The 15698-nt window shown below is 53.3% G+C and carries 12 protein-coding genes; 8 read left to right on the top strand and 4 right to left on the bottom strand.

Going from position 1 to position 15698, the window contains the following annotated elements; translation table 11 throughout:
• Positions 1–7 precede the first annotated feature (7 nt).
• Genes L6H98_RS24490 through L6H98_RS24480 form a run of 3 tightly spaced genes read left to right on the top strand, consistent with a single transcriptional unit; the run spans position 8 to position 3206 of the window.
• Entirely contained in the window at positions 8–1600 is a 1593-nt protein-coding gene (locus tag L6H98_RS24490; protein ID WP_236420308.1) for an ABC transporter substrate-binding protein, read from the top strand.
• Positions 1597–2388, top strand: a complete 792-nt coding sequence (locus L6H98_RS24485; protein ID WP_236420307.1) for an ABC transporter ATP-binding protein — start codon at positions 1597–1599, stop codon at positions 2386–2388. The genes L6H98_RS24490 and L6H98_RS24485 overlap by 4 nt, the downstream gene beginning before the upstream one ends.
• The gene (locus L6H98_RS24480; protein WP_236420306.1) at positions 2385–3206 is read left to right on the top strand and encodes a dipeptide/oligopeptide/nickel ABC transporter ATP-binding protein; all 822 of its coding nucleotides are present in this window, start codon (positions 2385–2387) and stop codon (positions 3204–3206) included. Before L6H98_RS24485 ends, L6H98_RS24480 begins: the two co-directional genes overlap by 4 nt.
• Before the next feature lie 122 nt (positions 3207–3328).
• Here the strand turns inward: L6H98_RS24480 and L6H98_RS24475 are convergent, their stop codons facing one another.
• The 3 genes from L6H98_RS24475 to udk all read right to left on the bottom strand — a co-directional run bounded on the left by L6H98_RS24475 (position 3329) and on the right by udk (position 6145).
• On the bottom strand, positions 3329–4477 hold the full coding sequence (locus tag L6H98_RS24475; protein WP_236420305.1) for a DUF4179 domain-containing protein: 1149 nt from the start codon (positions 4475–4477) through the stop codon (positions 3329–3331).
• Entirely contained in the window at positions 4461–4994 is a 534-nt protein-coding gene (locus L6H98_RS24470) for a sigma-70 family RNA polymerase sigma factor (protein ID WP_236420304.1), read from the bottom strand. Before L6H98_RS24470 ends, L6H98_RS24475 begins: the two co-directional genes overlap by 17 nt.
• Positions 4995–5512: 518 nt before the next feature.
• Positions 5513–6145, bottom strand: coding sequence for a uridine kinase (gene udk, locus L6H98_RS24465; protein WP_236420303.1), 633 nt, complete (start codon positions 6143–6145; stop codon positions 5513–5515).
• Between the two features lie 361 nt (positions 6146–6506).
• On the opposite strand from udk, the gene L6H98_RS24460 reads away from it, so the two are divergent.
• From L6H98_RS24460 to L6H98_RS24440, 5 genes are all read left to right on the top strand, one after another.
• Positions 6507–7355, top strand: a complete 849-nt coding sequence (locus L6H98_RS24460; protein ID WP_236420302.1) for a PRD domain-containing protein — start codon at positions 6507–6509, stop codon at positions 7353–7355.
• Positions 7356–7474: 119 nt separating this feature from the next.
• The gene (locus tag L6H98_RS24455) at positions 7475–9397 is read left to right on the top strand and encodes a beta-glucoside-specific PTS transporter subunit IIABC (RefSeq protein ID WP_236420301.1); all 1923 of its coding nucleotides are present in this window, start codon (positions 7475–7477) and stop codon (positions 9395–9397) included.
• Positions 9398–9490: 93 nt separating this feature from the next.
• Positions 9491–10948, top strand: a complete 1458-nt coding sequence (locus tag L6H98_RS24450) for a family 1 glycosylhydrolase (protein ID WP_236420300.1) — start codon at positions 9491–9493, stop codon at positions 10946–10948.
• Positions 10949–10953: 5 nt separating this feature from the next.
• Positions 10954–11904: a 2-keto-3-deoxygluconate permease gene (locus tag L6H98_RS24445; RefSeq protein ID WP_236420299.1), complete on the top strand. Its 951-nt coding sequence runs from the start codon at positions 10954–10956 to the stop codon at positions 11902–11904.
• A gap of 243 nt (positions 11905–12147) precedes the next feature.
• Positions 12148–12618 (top strand): hypothetical protein, encoded by a 471-nt coding sequence (locus L6H98_RS24440; protein ID WP_236420298.1) that lies wholly within the window; start codon positions 12148–12150, stop codon positions 12616–12618.
• Between the two features lie 68 nt (positions 12619–12686).
• On the opposite strand, the gene L6H98_RS24435 is transcribed toward L6H98_RS24440, so the two are convergent.
• The gene (locus tag L6H98_RS24435) at positions 12687–15698 is read right to left on the bottom strand and encodes a DEAD/DEAH box helicase (RefSeq protein ID WP_236420415.1); all 3012 of its coding nucleotides are present in this window, start codon (positions 15696–15698) and stop codon (positions 12687–12689) included.

Here is a 15698-nt window from a genome sequence, read left to right as displayed (position 1 = left end):
TATAGAAGTGAAAACAACCCGTTTAAAAGCAGTACTGCTTACGTTCGCGTCATTTTTTATTGTATTTGCCCTAACGGCATGCGGAAGTACCGATTCATCCAGCAGGACTGGTACCGGTGGGAAAGAAACAAGCCCGGCAACGAGTGCATCCGCTGCGCCGACGCATTTGAACGTGGCTCTGTTCTGGCTCGGCACCAATCTGGACCCGGCGGTGGAATGGAACGGCTGGACGCTGACACGCGCGGCAATCGGCGAGACGTTGGTCCAGTTTGACGAGAACATGCAGCTTGTGCCCAAAATCGCCGAATCGTGGGAACAAGTCGATGACACCACATGGAAGTTCCAGATTCGCGATGGCGTTACGTTCCATAATGGCAACAAAGTCACGGCAGATGCTGTGAAAAAATCGATTGAGCGTGCCTTGGAGCTGAACGAAAGAGGGCTGTCCACACTGCCGATCGAATCCATGAAGGCGGAAGGGCAAGATTTGACGATCCAAACGACGGAACCTTACGCTTCCCTGCTCGGAAACATTGCGGAACCGCTGTTTGTCATCGTGGACACCAGTGCAGATACATCAAGATTCGAGAGCCAGCCGGTTGCAACGGGTCCGTTCATGGTAACCTCGTATACCCCGGATCAAGAAATTCAGGTGAAAAAGTATGACGGGTATTGGGACGGTGCTCCCGAAACGGATACGATCACGTTCAAATACATTAAGGATGACAGCACGCGAGCACTGGCCTTGCAGTCGGGCGAAATCGACGTGGCGAGCAACGTTGGGCGCAGCAGCCTCTCTTTGTTCGAGGACAAGGGCCAGTATGCCATCGACGAAATTCCAAGCTTGCGCACGCAGTTTGTCTGGTTCAATACAACGCATAAGCTGCTTGCGAATGTCAACGTTCGCCGTGCCATCTCGTATGGCATCGACCGCGAAATGTATGCCGGTACGCTGATCGGCGGCCAGGCGGCAAAAGGACCGTTTACTTCCGCGCTCCCGTTCGGATACGACAAACTCAAAGGGTACGACTATGAACCGGAACAGGCCAAGCAGCTGCTGGACGAAGCGGGATTCAAGGACACGGATGGCGACGGCATTCGGGAGAAAGACGGCCAGAAGCTGACGCTTCAGATGATTCTCAACTCTGCGTACGAGTCGGATGCGACCGTTGCGGCTGCGATGCAGTCCCAGCTCAAGGAGATCGGAGTAAACCTGGAGCTGGCCTCTTACGAGGATTTGACCGACCATCAGAGGAGCGGTAACTACGATCTGGCGCTGACCAGCATTAATACGGGCATTACGGGCGACCCCCAGTACATCCTCGATTTCTATTTCAAAACGGGGGCGGAATGGAACGTTGGCGGATACAGCAATCCGAAACTGGACGAAATCATCGACCGCCTGCATTCCGAGTTCGACGTCGAAAAAAGATATGAACTGGCCGCAGAGGCGCAGCAAATCATTCTGGACGATGCCGCTTATATGTTCATTACGTATACGCCGATCAACATTATCAGCAAAAATACCGTTCAGGGTGCAACCATGTATCCGATCGACTTTTATTTGCTGGATCGCAACATCAAGGTGGAGCAGCAATGACCCCGTTGCTTCAGGTACATGATCTGCATGTGGCTTACGGGAAGGAACAAGCTGCGTTGAAGCACCTTTCATTCGAAATGCATGCCGGCGAAGTGCTGGGCATCGTCGGCGAGAGCGGCAGCGGGAAATCGACGCTGCTGCGGGCTCTGCTCGGCATGCTGCCCAGCAGAGGGACATATGCGGGAGGCGACATCTTGTTTCAGGGCCAATCCGTGATCGGCCTTGCCCCAAAAGACTGGAGCAGGATTCGCGGCAAAAGGATCGCCATGGTATTTCAGGACAGCGGGTCCCACCTGAATCCGATCCGCAAAATTGGCAGCCAATACGAGGAAGCGATCCGCACGCATATAAAAGTAACGCGCAAATCGGCCCAGCGTATGGCCGTGGATACGTTGTCCGGCATGGGACTGGCTGACCCTGAGCGCGTCATGAAGTCTTATCCAAACCAACTTAGCGGGGGCATGAAGCAACGGGTGGCCATTGCCATGGCCGTGACGATGGAGCCGGAGCTGCTGCTTGCGGACGAACCGACCAGCGCGCTCGACGTATCGACCCAAGCCGAGGTGATGAAGCGGCTGCGCGAACTCAGCGACCATAGAGGAACCGGTGTCATCCTGGTTACCCATAACATTGCCGTTGCAGCGCACATGGCCGACCGAATCGGTGTCATGCAGAGCGGAGAGATGGTTGAATACGGGCGGACCGCCGACATCATCACGTCGCCGCAGGCTCCGTACACCCGCAAACTGCTGAACGCCGTGCCCGAATTGGAGGAACATAGAGGATGAGTGGTCATGAAGCGCCTATTTTGGAACTTACGGAACTGAACAAATGCTACGCAGCGCCTGGACATGGTTCCGTGCAGGCACTATGCAACGTTAATCTGCAATTATATCCGGGCGAATGTCTGGGGATCGTAGGCGAAAGCGGCAGCGGAAAAAGCACGTTGGCCAGGTGTATCACACATTTGGAGAAAGTGACGTCCGGACAAATGTTTTATCGGGGGAAGGATATAACGCAGCTCAAAGGAGAACCATTGCGACAGCTGTATAAACAGGTTCAGATGGTCTTTCAGGAACCTTCGTCCATCTTCAATCCGCGGACGAGCATCGGCAAATTCGTGCGGGAGCCTCTCCTGAATTACAAAATGATGCGCCGTTCCGAAGCGGAAACGGCCGTGCTGCGCCTGCTTGAGCGCGTCGGTTTGCCCGCTGAAGCAGCGGATAAGTATCCGCATGAGCTAAGCGGGGGCGAGCAGCAGCGGGCGGTCATAGCCCGGGCGATCGGCGTGCAGCCGGACATCATTCTGTTCGATGAAGCTACTTCCGCTTTGGACGCCCCGATCCAGCAGCAAATGTTGGACCTGCTCGTCCAGCTCCGCCGGGAAACCGGCGTATCCTGCATGTTCATTTCGCATGACCTTGCCGTAGTGCAGAAAGTAAGCGACAGGGTTGCGGTAATGAACAAGGGCGAGATCGTGGAAGTGTTGGAGAGCGCTAAGTTAACCACGGCTGCACGGCATCCGTATACCCGTAGTCTGATGGCATCCGTTTTGTCCGTCAGGAAAATCAGGAATGAAATAAGGGGAACCAAAGAAGTCATATAAAAAACCAAGACTTCCCGAGTGATGTTCTGCCCGGGGAGTCTTGGTTTTTGTTTTGCCGGTTATAACCCGTTTCATCTGTTTCAGGAGGTTAATCTGCAGGCGATGACTGCTTTGAGGCCAAATTAGTGCTGGCTCGCAGGTGTGGGGAGCTGAATGGTCATCTCCATGCCCTCGATGAATTGGCGTTCTTTCACTTTTTCGTTGAAGTCATCTTCAATGATGAACGGCCGTACGACGAGGTAACGGGTACCCCCGGGAGTTGTGCCGTATAGGCGATCACTATCCAACCGATTATCGATATACAGACCCTCGCCGTTCAAGGCGGGAAGCTGTCGCCCCTGATCGTCAAATAGGGCAATGCCGACCTTCCTAAGTTTTTTTTTCTCCTCAAGATTCAGGTTTTTCTTGCCATTCATCAAAATGGACGTGGAGATTCGGGTCGTAATCGGCGTGATATGGATGTCTGACACGGAGGCAGTAAGCTGATCGTTGGAGGCGAAGGCCGCATCCGGCTTGAAATCGACAATGTCTTCCGTTGACTTGGTGAAAGGAACGTCCAGTTTGAATTCATGGTCGATACCCTCCAAGGAAATCGAGACTTCTGCGTTAAAGTGGTCGGGCAGAGAGGCACCCTGGCCTGTTTTTTCGAACACATTTTCGAAGACGAGTACGTCAGGCTCAGTCTCTCCTGCAGAGGAGTAGAACAAACCGCCTGTTTGTTGGTAGCCATCGACTTCAAAAAAGACATTGCTGATTCCGCTGCTTAAAGGAATGATATCTTCGCCGGTATCGTACTTCCCATCCTTGAGATTGGGAGCGTTGACCCGTACCAAAAAGGCTGCGCGCGTTCCGTCATACACCGTTTCGAAGACATCCAGCTTGACATCCTGATAAGAAACGGTGCTGTTTGTTTGGGATACCAGCCCGTCTTTTCCAGCTTGTTGCAGTCCGATATCTGCCTGAATGGTGCTGAACAGGCTGCCGACCAAAGGGATTTTTTTGATCGAGTCGGCCATGGCCGGCGATACAAAACCTGAAGCAAATACGGTAACGGCAGCTAAACTGCTGGCCATGGCAATGAACCCTGCGCGGCGCAGCCGGGAGCGTTTCCGGGCACGCGGCTGCGTCTCAATCTCCGGTTGAGTATGTGCATGCGCTGCCGGCAATGAAGCAAGGGTCTCATCGATGCGGCTGCGGACGAGCTCCGATATTTCCGGTTTATTCTCGCCTGTCTCACGTAGTAATTGTTCAATATTAGATGGTTTCAACATTTAATTTTCCCTCCCGAAACAATTTGAATTTACGGTACAACTCATTTCTGGCACGCTGCAGGCGCATTTTAACCGCGCTTTCGGAAATGTTCAGCGTATCCGCGATCTGCTTGGTGGTAAGGTCTTCAAAGTAATGAAGCACAACAACGATCCGCTTTTGTTCATCGAGCCGGTCAACGGCTTCTCTCAAATCCACATGATCGTAATCATGACCGTGATCGGGATTCTCGGGAACTTCTGCATACGATATGGATCGTGATCGACGGGACAATAGGGTGTTGCATTCGTTGATGAGGATGCGGAAGATCCATGTTTTGAAATATTTCGGCTCCCGAAGCGTATGCATGGCCTTGTAAGCCTTCAGTATCGTTTCCTGGACCGCGTCGGCGACATCCTCTTCTTGGCGAAGCATGCTTTTGGCGGTGTTGTACAATGAATGTTCCATATGTCTGATAAGGCTGACGAACGCCTCTCGATTTCCTTGGATGGCTTGTGGAACAAGTTGGGCCCAATCCACAGCGATCACTCCTTTCTGAATGAGCGTGCTATATAAACCGCACTAATCCATCACACAAGGCCACTGCGAGTGCAGTACCATCTTCCGATCGCTGTTATCCCCGGATTTTTTGACTCCCCTTTTTCAAGGGAAAATCCGGTGAACAGCCTATGCTTTCGAAGCAGCTTTCTTTCAGAAAGCTCTTAGACCGCTCCGCTTCTTCAGATTGGTTCTGCCTCTCCGGTAACGTGTGTATGTTTTTTTGCGATTTATATATTTTTTTATCGTTGATACATTAGTTAGACCTGCGTGAGGCATGACATGGTCACAATTATTTTGGTGTACATGAAATATGGACGCTAATTCAGGGGCGAAACCCTGATGGAAACAAAGATTGGAGAGTGGCATGGAGGTAAGGAAAGACACCGCTAGAGCAGCGTGAAGGAGAGGTATACACAAAAAAACGGATACGCAAAGTGCGTACCCGGTAAATCTTTGGACAAGTATAGTTGGATGGATCCATTCGATCCGGCCAGTCCTTATGCCATATTCCAATTTTCGCCGTTCAGGTATTTCTCGGTGAGAATGGACAGCATCTGAATGCCGACTTCGTTGTGCCCGCCTTCGGGAATGATGATGTCCGCATACTTTTTGGATGGCTCGATAAATGCGTCATGCATCGGTTTGACCGTTTCGAGGTACTGTTTGTACACCGATTGGATCGTGCGCCCGCGTTCCTCGATGTCTCGGAGCACTCTGCGCAAAATCCGCACATCGGAATCGGTATCGACGAATACTTTGATATCCATCAGGCTGCGAAGCTGCTCGTCGATCAACACATGCAGACCTTCCACGATGACGATGTGGTTGGGCTCCAGCTCTACCGTTTCATCGGCGGAGCGATTGTCCAAGGTGAAGTCGTACACCGGCGCGTAAGCCGTCTGTCCGTTTTTCAAAAGGGTAAGATGTTCGATCAACAGATCATTGTCAAAAGCGAAGGGATGATCGTAATTGGTCAATCTGCGCTGCTCGGGCGTGAGGTGGGACTGGTCTTTGTAATAATTGTCCTGGGAGATAAACGTAACTTTGCCTGACCCCAGACGTTGAATGACGGAGCGGGCCACCGTCGTTTTGCCGGAACCGGTCCCTCCGGCGATACCTATAATAAGCATGGTCGTTCCATTAACCTCCTAAAAGTGGCTGCTTTGTCGTTTTGTATATGAAATTGAAGGCCGACTGATTCATAGCCTCTCAGTGAATGCACAATTCTTTTATTGTATCACAATGCAGTGCATTTTTCATCTGAGCGGAGGGCGCCAGATTTGGGGAATTGCTCACCCGAGAGTAAACCGACTAGTGCCGGGGCACCATATTCCTGATAATGGATGGTTGACAATTCCGCGCTGCGAACTATAATAAAGTTATATTCCTAACACGGACTGTTACTGGGCGAACCAGGCATGACCGAATTCGATTGCATAACCTGTAATCGCTTTCGGTCATTTTTTATTTTTTGCAGGGGGGTGAGCGTGCATGAAGGTGATCAAGAAAGTGAACAACAACGTGGCGATTGCCATTAATGACAAAAACGAAGAAGTGTTTGTGGTTGGCAAGGGAGTAGGTTTTCTGAAGACGCCATACGAGTTGACCGAAACAGATATGGTAGAGAAAATTTTCGTAGCTCCCAAAAACATCCGCATGTACGACTTGTTGAACAGCATTCCGATCGAGGATATTTACCTCGCGGAGGAAGTCATTAAGCTGGGCAGCGACATTTTGGGCAAAACGTTCAATCCCAATCTGCTGCTCACCCTGTCCGACCATATCAGTTTCGCCCTGGTTCGTACCCGTGAAGGCGTCTCCATCAAAAATCCGCTGGAATGGGAAGTGCGCACCCTGTACCCGGATGAGACCCGTGTAGGAGAAGCAGCAGTCCGATTGATTGAAGAAAAATCGGGGGTCAAGCTCCCGGCAGCCGAAACCACCTTGATCGCTTTGCATTTCGTGAATGCCCAGGTAGGTTCGGGCGAAATGAGCGATACGACCAAAATCATGACCGTGACCGGCGAGATTTTGTCCATCATCAAATACGCACTGAAAATCGACTTTCAGGAGGAGTCCATTCATTTCATGCGTTTTGCCACCCATATTCGCTACTTCATCATGCGGCAGATGAGCGGCAAGTCGCTGAAAGATGAGAATGAATCCTTGTATGAGGTGGTGAAGGAGAAATTTCCGCGTGAACTGCAGTGCGTGGAGAAGATTGCGGCGTTTCTGCACAACAATTACGGCTGGACCTGTACCAATGACGAGAAATTGTATCTCATTCTTCATATCCAAAGGCTGATCTCCAATGACCAGCCCAACCCATTCGACAACTGAATGTAACCATATGGACTGTTACTGATTCGATCAGGCATGACCAAGCATAGGGGAATGACGATTCCCTGGCTTGGTCATTTTTTTTGAAATCTTCTACTACTTTGTTAAGGAGAATGGTCATGAACAACAAGGAATTGGCCCAAAACGTGCTGGAACTCGTCGGCGGCGAGCGTAACATTTCCTCTTTGACGCATTGCGCCACGCGGCTCAGATTTGTATTGAAAGAAGACGGAAAGGCAGACCTGAAGGCGCTGGACAGCCTGGAAGGCGTACTGAAAGCGCAAAATGCCGGAGGGCAGGTTCAGGTGGTCGTGGGGAACAAGGTTGACGCCGTTTACGGCGAGATTCGCAATCTTACCTCCGGCAACCTGCAAACGGAAGAAGGAGAAGCGGCACCGAATAAGAAACAAAATCCGATCAATGCGGTGCTCGAAACGATCGCGGGCATCTTTACGCCCGTGCTTCCGGCCTTGATCGGCTGCGGTATGATCAAGTGCGTGGCCACCGTTATGGCGGCCCTTGGATGGTTGGAGGGCTCCGGCTTCCTGTCGATCATCAACATGATCGGCGACCTGATCTTCTATTTCCTGCCGTTCTTCCTGGCCGTAAGTGCGGCCCACAAATTCAAAACCAATCCGTATCTGGCCGTGGCGCTTGCCGCAGGCCTGATGCACCCGGTCATTCTTGATGCGGCGGCCAAAATTGCCGATACCGGTGTGAAAACCATTGATTTTCTCGGTATGCCGATCCTGCTCATGAAATACTCTTCGTCTGTCATTCCCATTATTCTAGGCGTATGGATCATGAGTTATGTGTACCCGGTCGTCGACAAGGTCATTCCGAAGTTTTTGCGCGTCCTGCTGACGCCGATGATTGTGTTGTTCATCATGATTCCGCTCGAATTGATCGTGCTTGGGCCGATCGGTTCTTATATCGGTACCTGGTTGACGGATGGCATCAACTATCTGTACGCAACGGTTGGCGTGCTGGCAGGCGCGATTCTCGGGTTCTTTAAACCAATCATGGTTATGTTCGGCATGCATTATGCGATCATGCCGATTCAGATTCAACAGGTGGCGAGCCTGGGTTCTACCGTTTTGCTGCCGGCAGCGCTCGCAGGGAATCTTGCCCAAGCGGGTGCCGCATTCGCCGTGTTTGTGCTTACGAAAAACAAAACGATGAAATCAGCATCGGGCTCTGCCGGGTTTACCGCCTTATTCGGCATTACCGAACCGGCGATCTACGGGGTCAATCTCCGTTATAAACGACCGTTCTTTGCAGGTTGCGCTGCAGCGGGAATCGTGAGCGGTTTCTACAGTATTGTGCATGCCAGTGCTAACGCGATTGCCCTGCCAGGTGTGCTGGCATTGGGGACGTACACGGCCGACAGTTACGTTTATGTGGTCATCGGCTCCATTGCGGCCGTTGTTCTTGGTTTCGTGTTTACGCTGCTGGCAGGCATCAAGGAAGATGCAGACGGGAAGACCGCTGCACGCAAAGAAAAAAATGCAGCTTCCGCCACAACGAGCGCGGTGGCGAACGAATCGCTTGCGGATTCTTCCGTCTCCGCAGCTTCGGCTGCATCCGACATGCTGATCGTGAGCCCGATGACGGGCGAGGTCAAGCCGTTGTCCGAGGTCGAGGACCAAGCATTTGCACAGGAGTTAATGGGCAAAGGCATCGCCATCGTGCCGACCGAAGGCAAAGTATATGCTCCGTTTGACGGGGTTGTCGAAGCGTTGTACAGAACCAAACATGCCATCGGGCTCAAGGCAGCGAACGGCGTAGAAATTTTGATTCATATCGGCGTGGATACGGTGAGCCTGAGAGGCAAACATTTCACATCCCATGTGGAGCAAGGGCAATCCATGCAGGCGGGCGACCTGCTGGTGGAATTCGATCCGGAAGGCATCAAAGCCGATGGATACAATACGATTACGTCCATCGTCGTGACCAACATGCAGCAATTCGGCGACGTGCTCACGGCGTCGGACAGCGGTTCGATCAAGGAAAGCGAAGCGCTGCTCAAATTGATTCCGTAATCGTAATCCAACCACAATCGTGGCGGATGCGTTGGGCCAATGGGAGCGCGGCTCCTTTTTGCCCCTTTTATCACACTCAAGGAGGAAAACAACATGACACAATCTTTATTCCCGGAAGGATTTTTATGGGGAGGCGCACTTTCGGCATGTCAGGCAGAGGGAGCTTACAACGTGGATGGCAAAAGCCTGACCATTCCCGAAGTGATGAAGTTCAATGCCAACAATGACCGCAAAGTTACCAAACAGATGAAAATTAACCGCGAGATGATCGAAGAGGCCAAAAACGACCCGGATACCGTTAAATATCCGAAACGCCGCGGCATCGACTTTTACCATACATTCCGCGAGGATATTGCCCTTTTTGCCGAAATGGGCTTCAAAGTGTTCCGTTATTCCATTGCATGGGCGCGTGTATTCCCTGGCGGAGATGATGCAGCACCAAACGAAAAGGCTTTGCAATTCTATGATCAAGTCATCGACGAGTGCCTGAGACATGGCATGGAACCGCTGATTACGATCAGCCATTTCGACATGCCGATCGTGCTGATCGACAAATTCGGCGGCTGGTATAACCGCAAGCTGGTGGACTTGTACCTCAACTACTGCGAAGTGTTGTTCAATCGTTACAAGGGGAAAGTGAAGTACTGGGTAACGTTCAACGAAATCAACATGAGCGTGAAGGCCGGCGCCAAAACGCTCGGCATTATCGAATACGACAAACCGAATTACGAGGAAATGCTGTTCCAAGGGCTGCACCATCAGTTCGTGGCGGCGTCCAGAGCAACCAAACGGGCACACGAGATCGACCCGAATAACAAAATCGGCAGTATGGTGGCTTATTTCACGACCTACCCTTACACGTGCAAACCGGAGGACGCGCTCCAGATGCAAAAGGATGACCAAATGAAAAACCAGTTCTTCCTTGACGTGCTGAACCTGGGCGAATACCCGTATTTCGCCAAGACGTACTTCAAGGAAAAAGGAATCGAGCTGCAGATGGAGGATGGCGATCTGGATAGCATCCGCGCGTATACGGCCGACTTCGTGGGCATGTCCTACTACAACTCCATGATTTCCAGCAGCGACACGGAACAGTTGGAATTGACGGCAGGCAACGTGCACAGCGTGTACAAAAACCCGCATTTGCCCGAAAACGAGTGGGGCTGGCAGATCGACCCTGTGGGTCTCCGTTACACGTTGAACCTGGTATATGACCGCTACCACAAACCGGTATTCATTTTGGAGAACAGCTCCGGTTTCTACGACAAAGTGAATGAAGACGGCACGGTAAACGACCCTTACCGCATTGATTTCTTAAGCAAACATATCGAACAGATGGGCCTGGCCATTCAGGACGGCGTGGAAGTGATCGGGTATACGATGTGGGGACCGATTGACATGATCAGTTCTTCGACGTCGGAGATGAGCAAACGTTACGGTTTCATCTATGTCGATCAGGATGACTACGGCAACGGTACGATGAAGAGAACCCGCAAAGACTCCTTCTATTGGTATCAGAACGTGATCCGGACGAACGGAGCCGAGCTATAGACGCAATGAACATTCTGGGATCGGTTAAAAAAATTCCCGGCGGCCTGCTCATCGTGCCCATGATGCTGGCAGCCGTCGTCAACACGGTGTTTCCGCAGTTCTTTCAGATGGGTGACCCGACAACGGCGCTATTCACCTCGAAAGGAACGATGGTGCTCATCGGCATGATTCTGCTCGTATCGGGCACGCAATTGAACTTGCGGAAGCTCCCTGTCACGCTGAAGCGGGCAGGGGTGCACTGTCTGGCCAGAGTGCTGATCGCCTGGCTGTTCGGCTGGACATTCGTGCAATGGTTCGGCGTGGAGGGCTTTGCCGGCATTTCCGCCGTTGCGTTCATCGCCGTGTTGACCAGCTGCAATCCGGGCCTTTACATGGCCTTGATGAATTCCTATGGAGACGATGTGGACCAGGCAGCATTCGGCATTTTGAACCTGATCGCCGTTCCGGTCATTCCGGTCATGATCCTGAATTCGGCCAGCGGCGTGGGGATCGATTACCTGAGCGTGCTGGCCACGCTGGTTCCTTTCCTGATCGGCATCCTGCTGGGCAATCTTGATGGCAATATCCAGAAGATGTTTGCTCCGGGAACGGTCATTTTGCTGCCGTTCTTGGGGACAAGCTTCGGGTCGAACATCGACCTGGGCGTTGCTTTCCGTTCGAGTCTGTCCGGGCTGCTGGTAACGCTGCTGTTTTTCATCCTTTGTTTACTGCCGCTGATCATGATTGACCGTGCTTTGTTAAAGCGCCCGGGGTATGCGGCAGCAGCCACCTGCTCGGTCGCCGGATTGTCCATGGTGGTGCCTGCCATGGCCGCCGGATTCAATCCGGCTTATGCTCCGTATGTTGAATCGGCTATTGCGCAGATCGCTTTTGCGGTTATCCTGACATCCATCACCGTACCTTATATCGTGAAACGGCTGGCCGGAAAGGGAGCATCGACGGAAACGGCACATTAACCCAATAAACATGAGCATCCATTGCGGTCCATTGCCTTGCCCAGATGTGGGAGAGGAACGGACCGCTTTTGGTTTGGTTGGACAGGGTGAGTGAGGGTAAACTGCCGCATTTAGAGCCTGGAGTATCAAATGTGTCTCATTTTTGCGATTATGGGTTGAAGGTTGTAGGACCTTTGATATAATGGCGTCGAAAGATGTCTCTTTTTGTATAGTCGTCTTTCGAAATTGGGGGAGGTGTTTTCGGTGAAAAAAACGGGCAAGTTCATTACGTCCACCGTGATCGCCACGGTAGCAGCCGTATCCATCGGTTCTGCCGTGTCGGCGCAAAGCAGTACATATGTGGGATCGTCCATCCCATCCGTGACTGGCATCGATTTGCAAAGCATGGATTTGGAGACGGCGCTGATGATGGTCCAAACCCAGCGTGCCGCATTGCTGGAACAACAGCTTAAATCGCAATTGGACGCGGTGCAGCAGCGCAACCAGCAGATTGCGCAATTGAATGAACAATTGCAGCAAGCTCAACTGCGCGGGGACCAAGCGGCGGTCCAAGCGATCAAGAGCCAGATCGATGCACTGGGCAGCTCGCAGCAAATGGACATGCTTCGCCTGCAGTCGTTGAGCAACAAGCGCAACGAGGCATTTGACGTCATGACCAATTTCATCAAAAAAATGCAGGATTCCAGATCGTCCATTATCGGCAACATGCGATAAGACAGGGAAGAGCGGGTAAGCAAAGAGCGAAGGCGGAGTTTTGACTCCAGCCTTCGCTCTTTTTTAGGTCAAGACCAATCCCGCCGACGGGTGAACAAGTCCTGCAATTCATCGGTCGACAGCTCGGTAATCCAGTTTTCGGAGCTTGTAATGATGTTGTCGCTAAGCTGCTGTTTGCTTTCCAGCATTTCGTCGATGCGCTCCTCGAGCGTGCCAAGCGAGATGAACTTGTGTACCTGAACGTCCTTGGTCTGGCCCATGCGATAGGCGCGGTCGGTGGCCTGGTTCTCGACGGCCGGGTTCCACCAGCGGTCGAAATGGAACACATGGTTGGCCGCCGTCAGGTTAAGGCCGACTCCGCCTGCCTTGATCGACAGGATGAAAACGGAAGGCTGTTGGTCCGCCGGCAGCGTCCGGGATTGGAATTGTTCGATCATGCGATCGCGCGCTTTTTTGGACGTGCCGCCGTGCAGGTAGAGCACGGGTTCCTGCAGTTCTTGCCGCAACACCCTCTGGAGCATTTCGCCCATGCCGATATATTGCGTGAAAATCAGGCAGCGCTCGCCTTCCTCCCGCAGCTCCCGCACAAGCTCCATCAGCCGTTCCAGCTTGGCCGACCGGCTGATCAGCATAGCCATGTCCTGCGGGCTGTACGTGTCGTACTCCGAGTCGGCTTCGCCTGCGGACAGCGCCTCGGGAGGCGGTTCTTTCGTAACCAGCAGCGGATGGTCGCAGAGCTGCTTGAGCTGGGTCAGGGCGGACAGGATCGCGCCTTTGCGCTTGATGCCCTCCAGCTCTTTCATTTTGTCCATCAATTCCTTGACGGATTGGTCATAGAGGGCGCTTTGTTCGCCGGTAAGATGGATATAGGTTTTCATTTCGTTTTTGTCAGGCAGATCGAGCTGGATGTTCGGGTCCTTTTTTTTGCGGCGAAGCATGAACGGTTTCACCAGCTGCTGCAGGTCCTGCATGCGGTCCTCGTCTTTATCCTTCTCGATCGCGCTGATAAAGCGGTTCTGGAACGCTCTGGCGCTGCCCAAATACCCGGGGTTGATGAAATCGTAGATCGACCACAGCTCGGCGAGCCTGTTCTCGATCGGCGTACCTGTCAGCGCAATGCGATGTTTGGCGGGAAAGCTGCGTACGGCGAGAGACTGTTTCGTCTGCGCGTTTTTGATATTCTGCGCTTCGTCCAGGCAAATGGAAGCCCAGGTATAGGACTGCAGCATTTCCTGATCCAGCGTTGCGGTAGCATAGGACGTGATGACGATATCCACTTGCTCCGTCTGGGCCCGGAATTCGTCTCCGCTGCTTCTGCGCGCCCCATAATGAAGCAGGACGTTCACGGACGGGGCAAAACGGCTGATCTCCTTCTGCCAGTTGCCCAGCACGGAGGTGGGACAGACGAGCAGGGCAGGCGCCTGTCCTGCGGAACGTGGTTCGTTTTCCTTCAGATGCAGAAGGTACGTAATGAACTGAATCGTCTTCCCAAGCCCCATGTCGTCGGCGAGACAGGCCCCAAGCCCGAATCGGCGCAGGAAGCCCAGCCAAGAGAAGCCTTCCTTCTGGTAGGAACGAAGCTCGGCGTGCAATCCGGCCGGCACCGGCAGCGAAGGAGCGCCACCCTGACCGCCGCCAAGCTGGGCAATGATGCGGTTCAAGTGTTCGTTCAGTTCCACTTCCAGATGGACGCGATCCGGCGATTCTTCAGGTTCTTCTTCCTGCTGTCCTTCACGCTGCTTGAGCTTGCGATATTCGCGCTGCTCGTTATGCAGCAGATGCAGATGCAGGATGTCCTGGAACGACAATCCCTGCTTTCGGTCCACGCCTTCCATCGCCCGCCGGATCTGTTCCAGGAGGGCGGGATCGAGCGGTACCCATTCACCGCGGAAGCGGACAAGCCGCTCGTTGCGCGCGACCAGGTCGGCGAATTCCTCTTCGCTCAGGTCCGTATCGCCGATCGCAATGCGCCAGTCGAAATGAATGATGGAGTCCAGTCCAAAAAAAGACTGACCGCGTTCTTTGCCTTCTTCTTCCTTGACTTTGGCGCGAAGACGCGGCTTTTTCTTGCGGGCGGCTTCCCACCACCCCGGCAGCAGCACCTGCCAGCCCGCTTCGAGCAATCGGCCGCTCTCCACCGTCAGGAACTGCCAAGCCTCCTGGTCGCTCAGCGGTTCGCTCAACACGTCGCGGCTGCCACGTTCCGAGCGGTGGACGCGCGTTAATTGGCCGCGCAGCTGATCCAGCCAACCGGCGGAACGATCCAGGATGAAGGCCTCCCATAGCTGCGGCCATTCTCCTTCGGCGCGGCCTTGCGAGTCCAGCCTGATCGGCAGCAGCACGGAGGCGTCCAGCTTGTCCTGCAATACGAGCCGCAGCCGCCAGGCGGGGGAGTCGTCATCCGGCTCCAGCAATTGCAGCAGCGGACGGAACGGTGCCGCGTCCGCTTTCCAGCCGATCGAGACAAGCCATGCCTGTGCATCCAGGCCGGGCGCAACCTTCGGCAAGGCGCCGCCTTGAGGGAAGAGCTGCGGAAATTCGCGCCGCAGGTCGGTCGCGGTTTCTTCCGTGCCGTAGCAGTGCTGGAAAACGGAGGCCGAATATGCGGCGGCAAGGCCTTCGCCGAAGCTTTCGTCCGTTTCCTCCAGCGCTTTGGCGAGAGCGGAGCGATCCTGCGCTTTAAGGCTGGCACCATCCCAAGACCATTGCAGCCGCCCCGAGCGAAAAGCGTCGAAGCTGGGCACGAATTTGCGGTCTTCGATGGTTGCTGCCAGAACCGGGGCCAGCCTAATGAGGTGAGCGGCCTGTTCGTCCCACTGCCATTCGATGTGCAGCAGGGTGTGCATGTCGGCAAAGAACGGAATGACTTCTTCGGCGGGAAGCACGGCCAGCTCAATCTCTTCGATCTGCCGGGTTTCGAGTTCGGTACCGTAGAACGAAGGGGCGTGCCAGGCAAATAAACGCTGTTTGAGCGTTTGTCCGGGAACGAATTGGTAGGTGTTCGAAGCCCCGTAGAACAGGGCGTCCCCGTAACCTGTCAGAGCAACATGGACAACGATGGTTTCGGTATATGGATGAAT

Origin of the sequence: Paenibacillus sp. JJ-223 (assembly GCF_927798175.1) — a bacterium.
Lineage (GTDB): Bacteria > Bacillota > Bacilli > Paenibacillales > Paenibacillaceae > Paenibacillus > Paenibacillus hubeiensis.
This window is presented reverse-complemented; position numbering and strand designations above follow the sequence as displayed.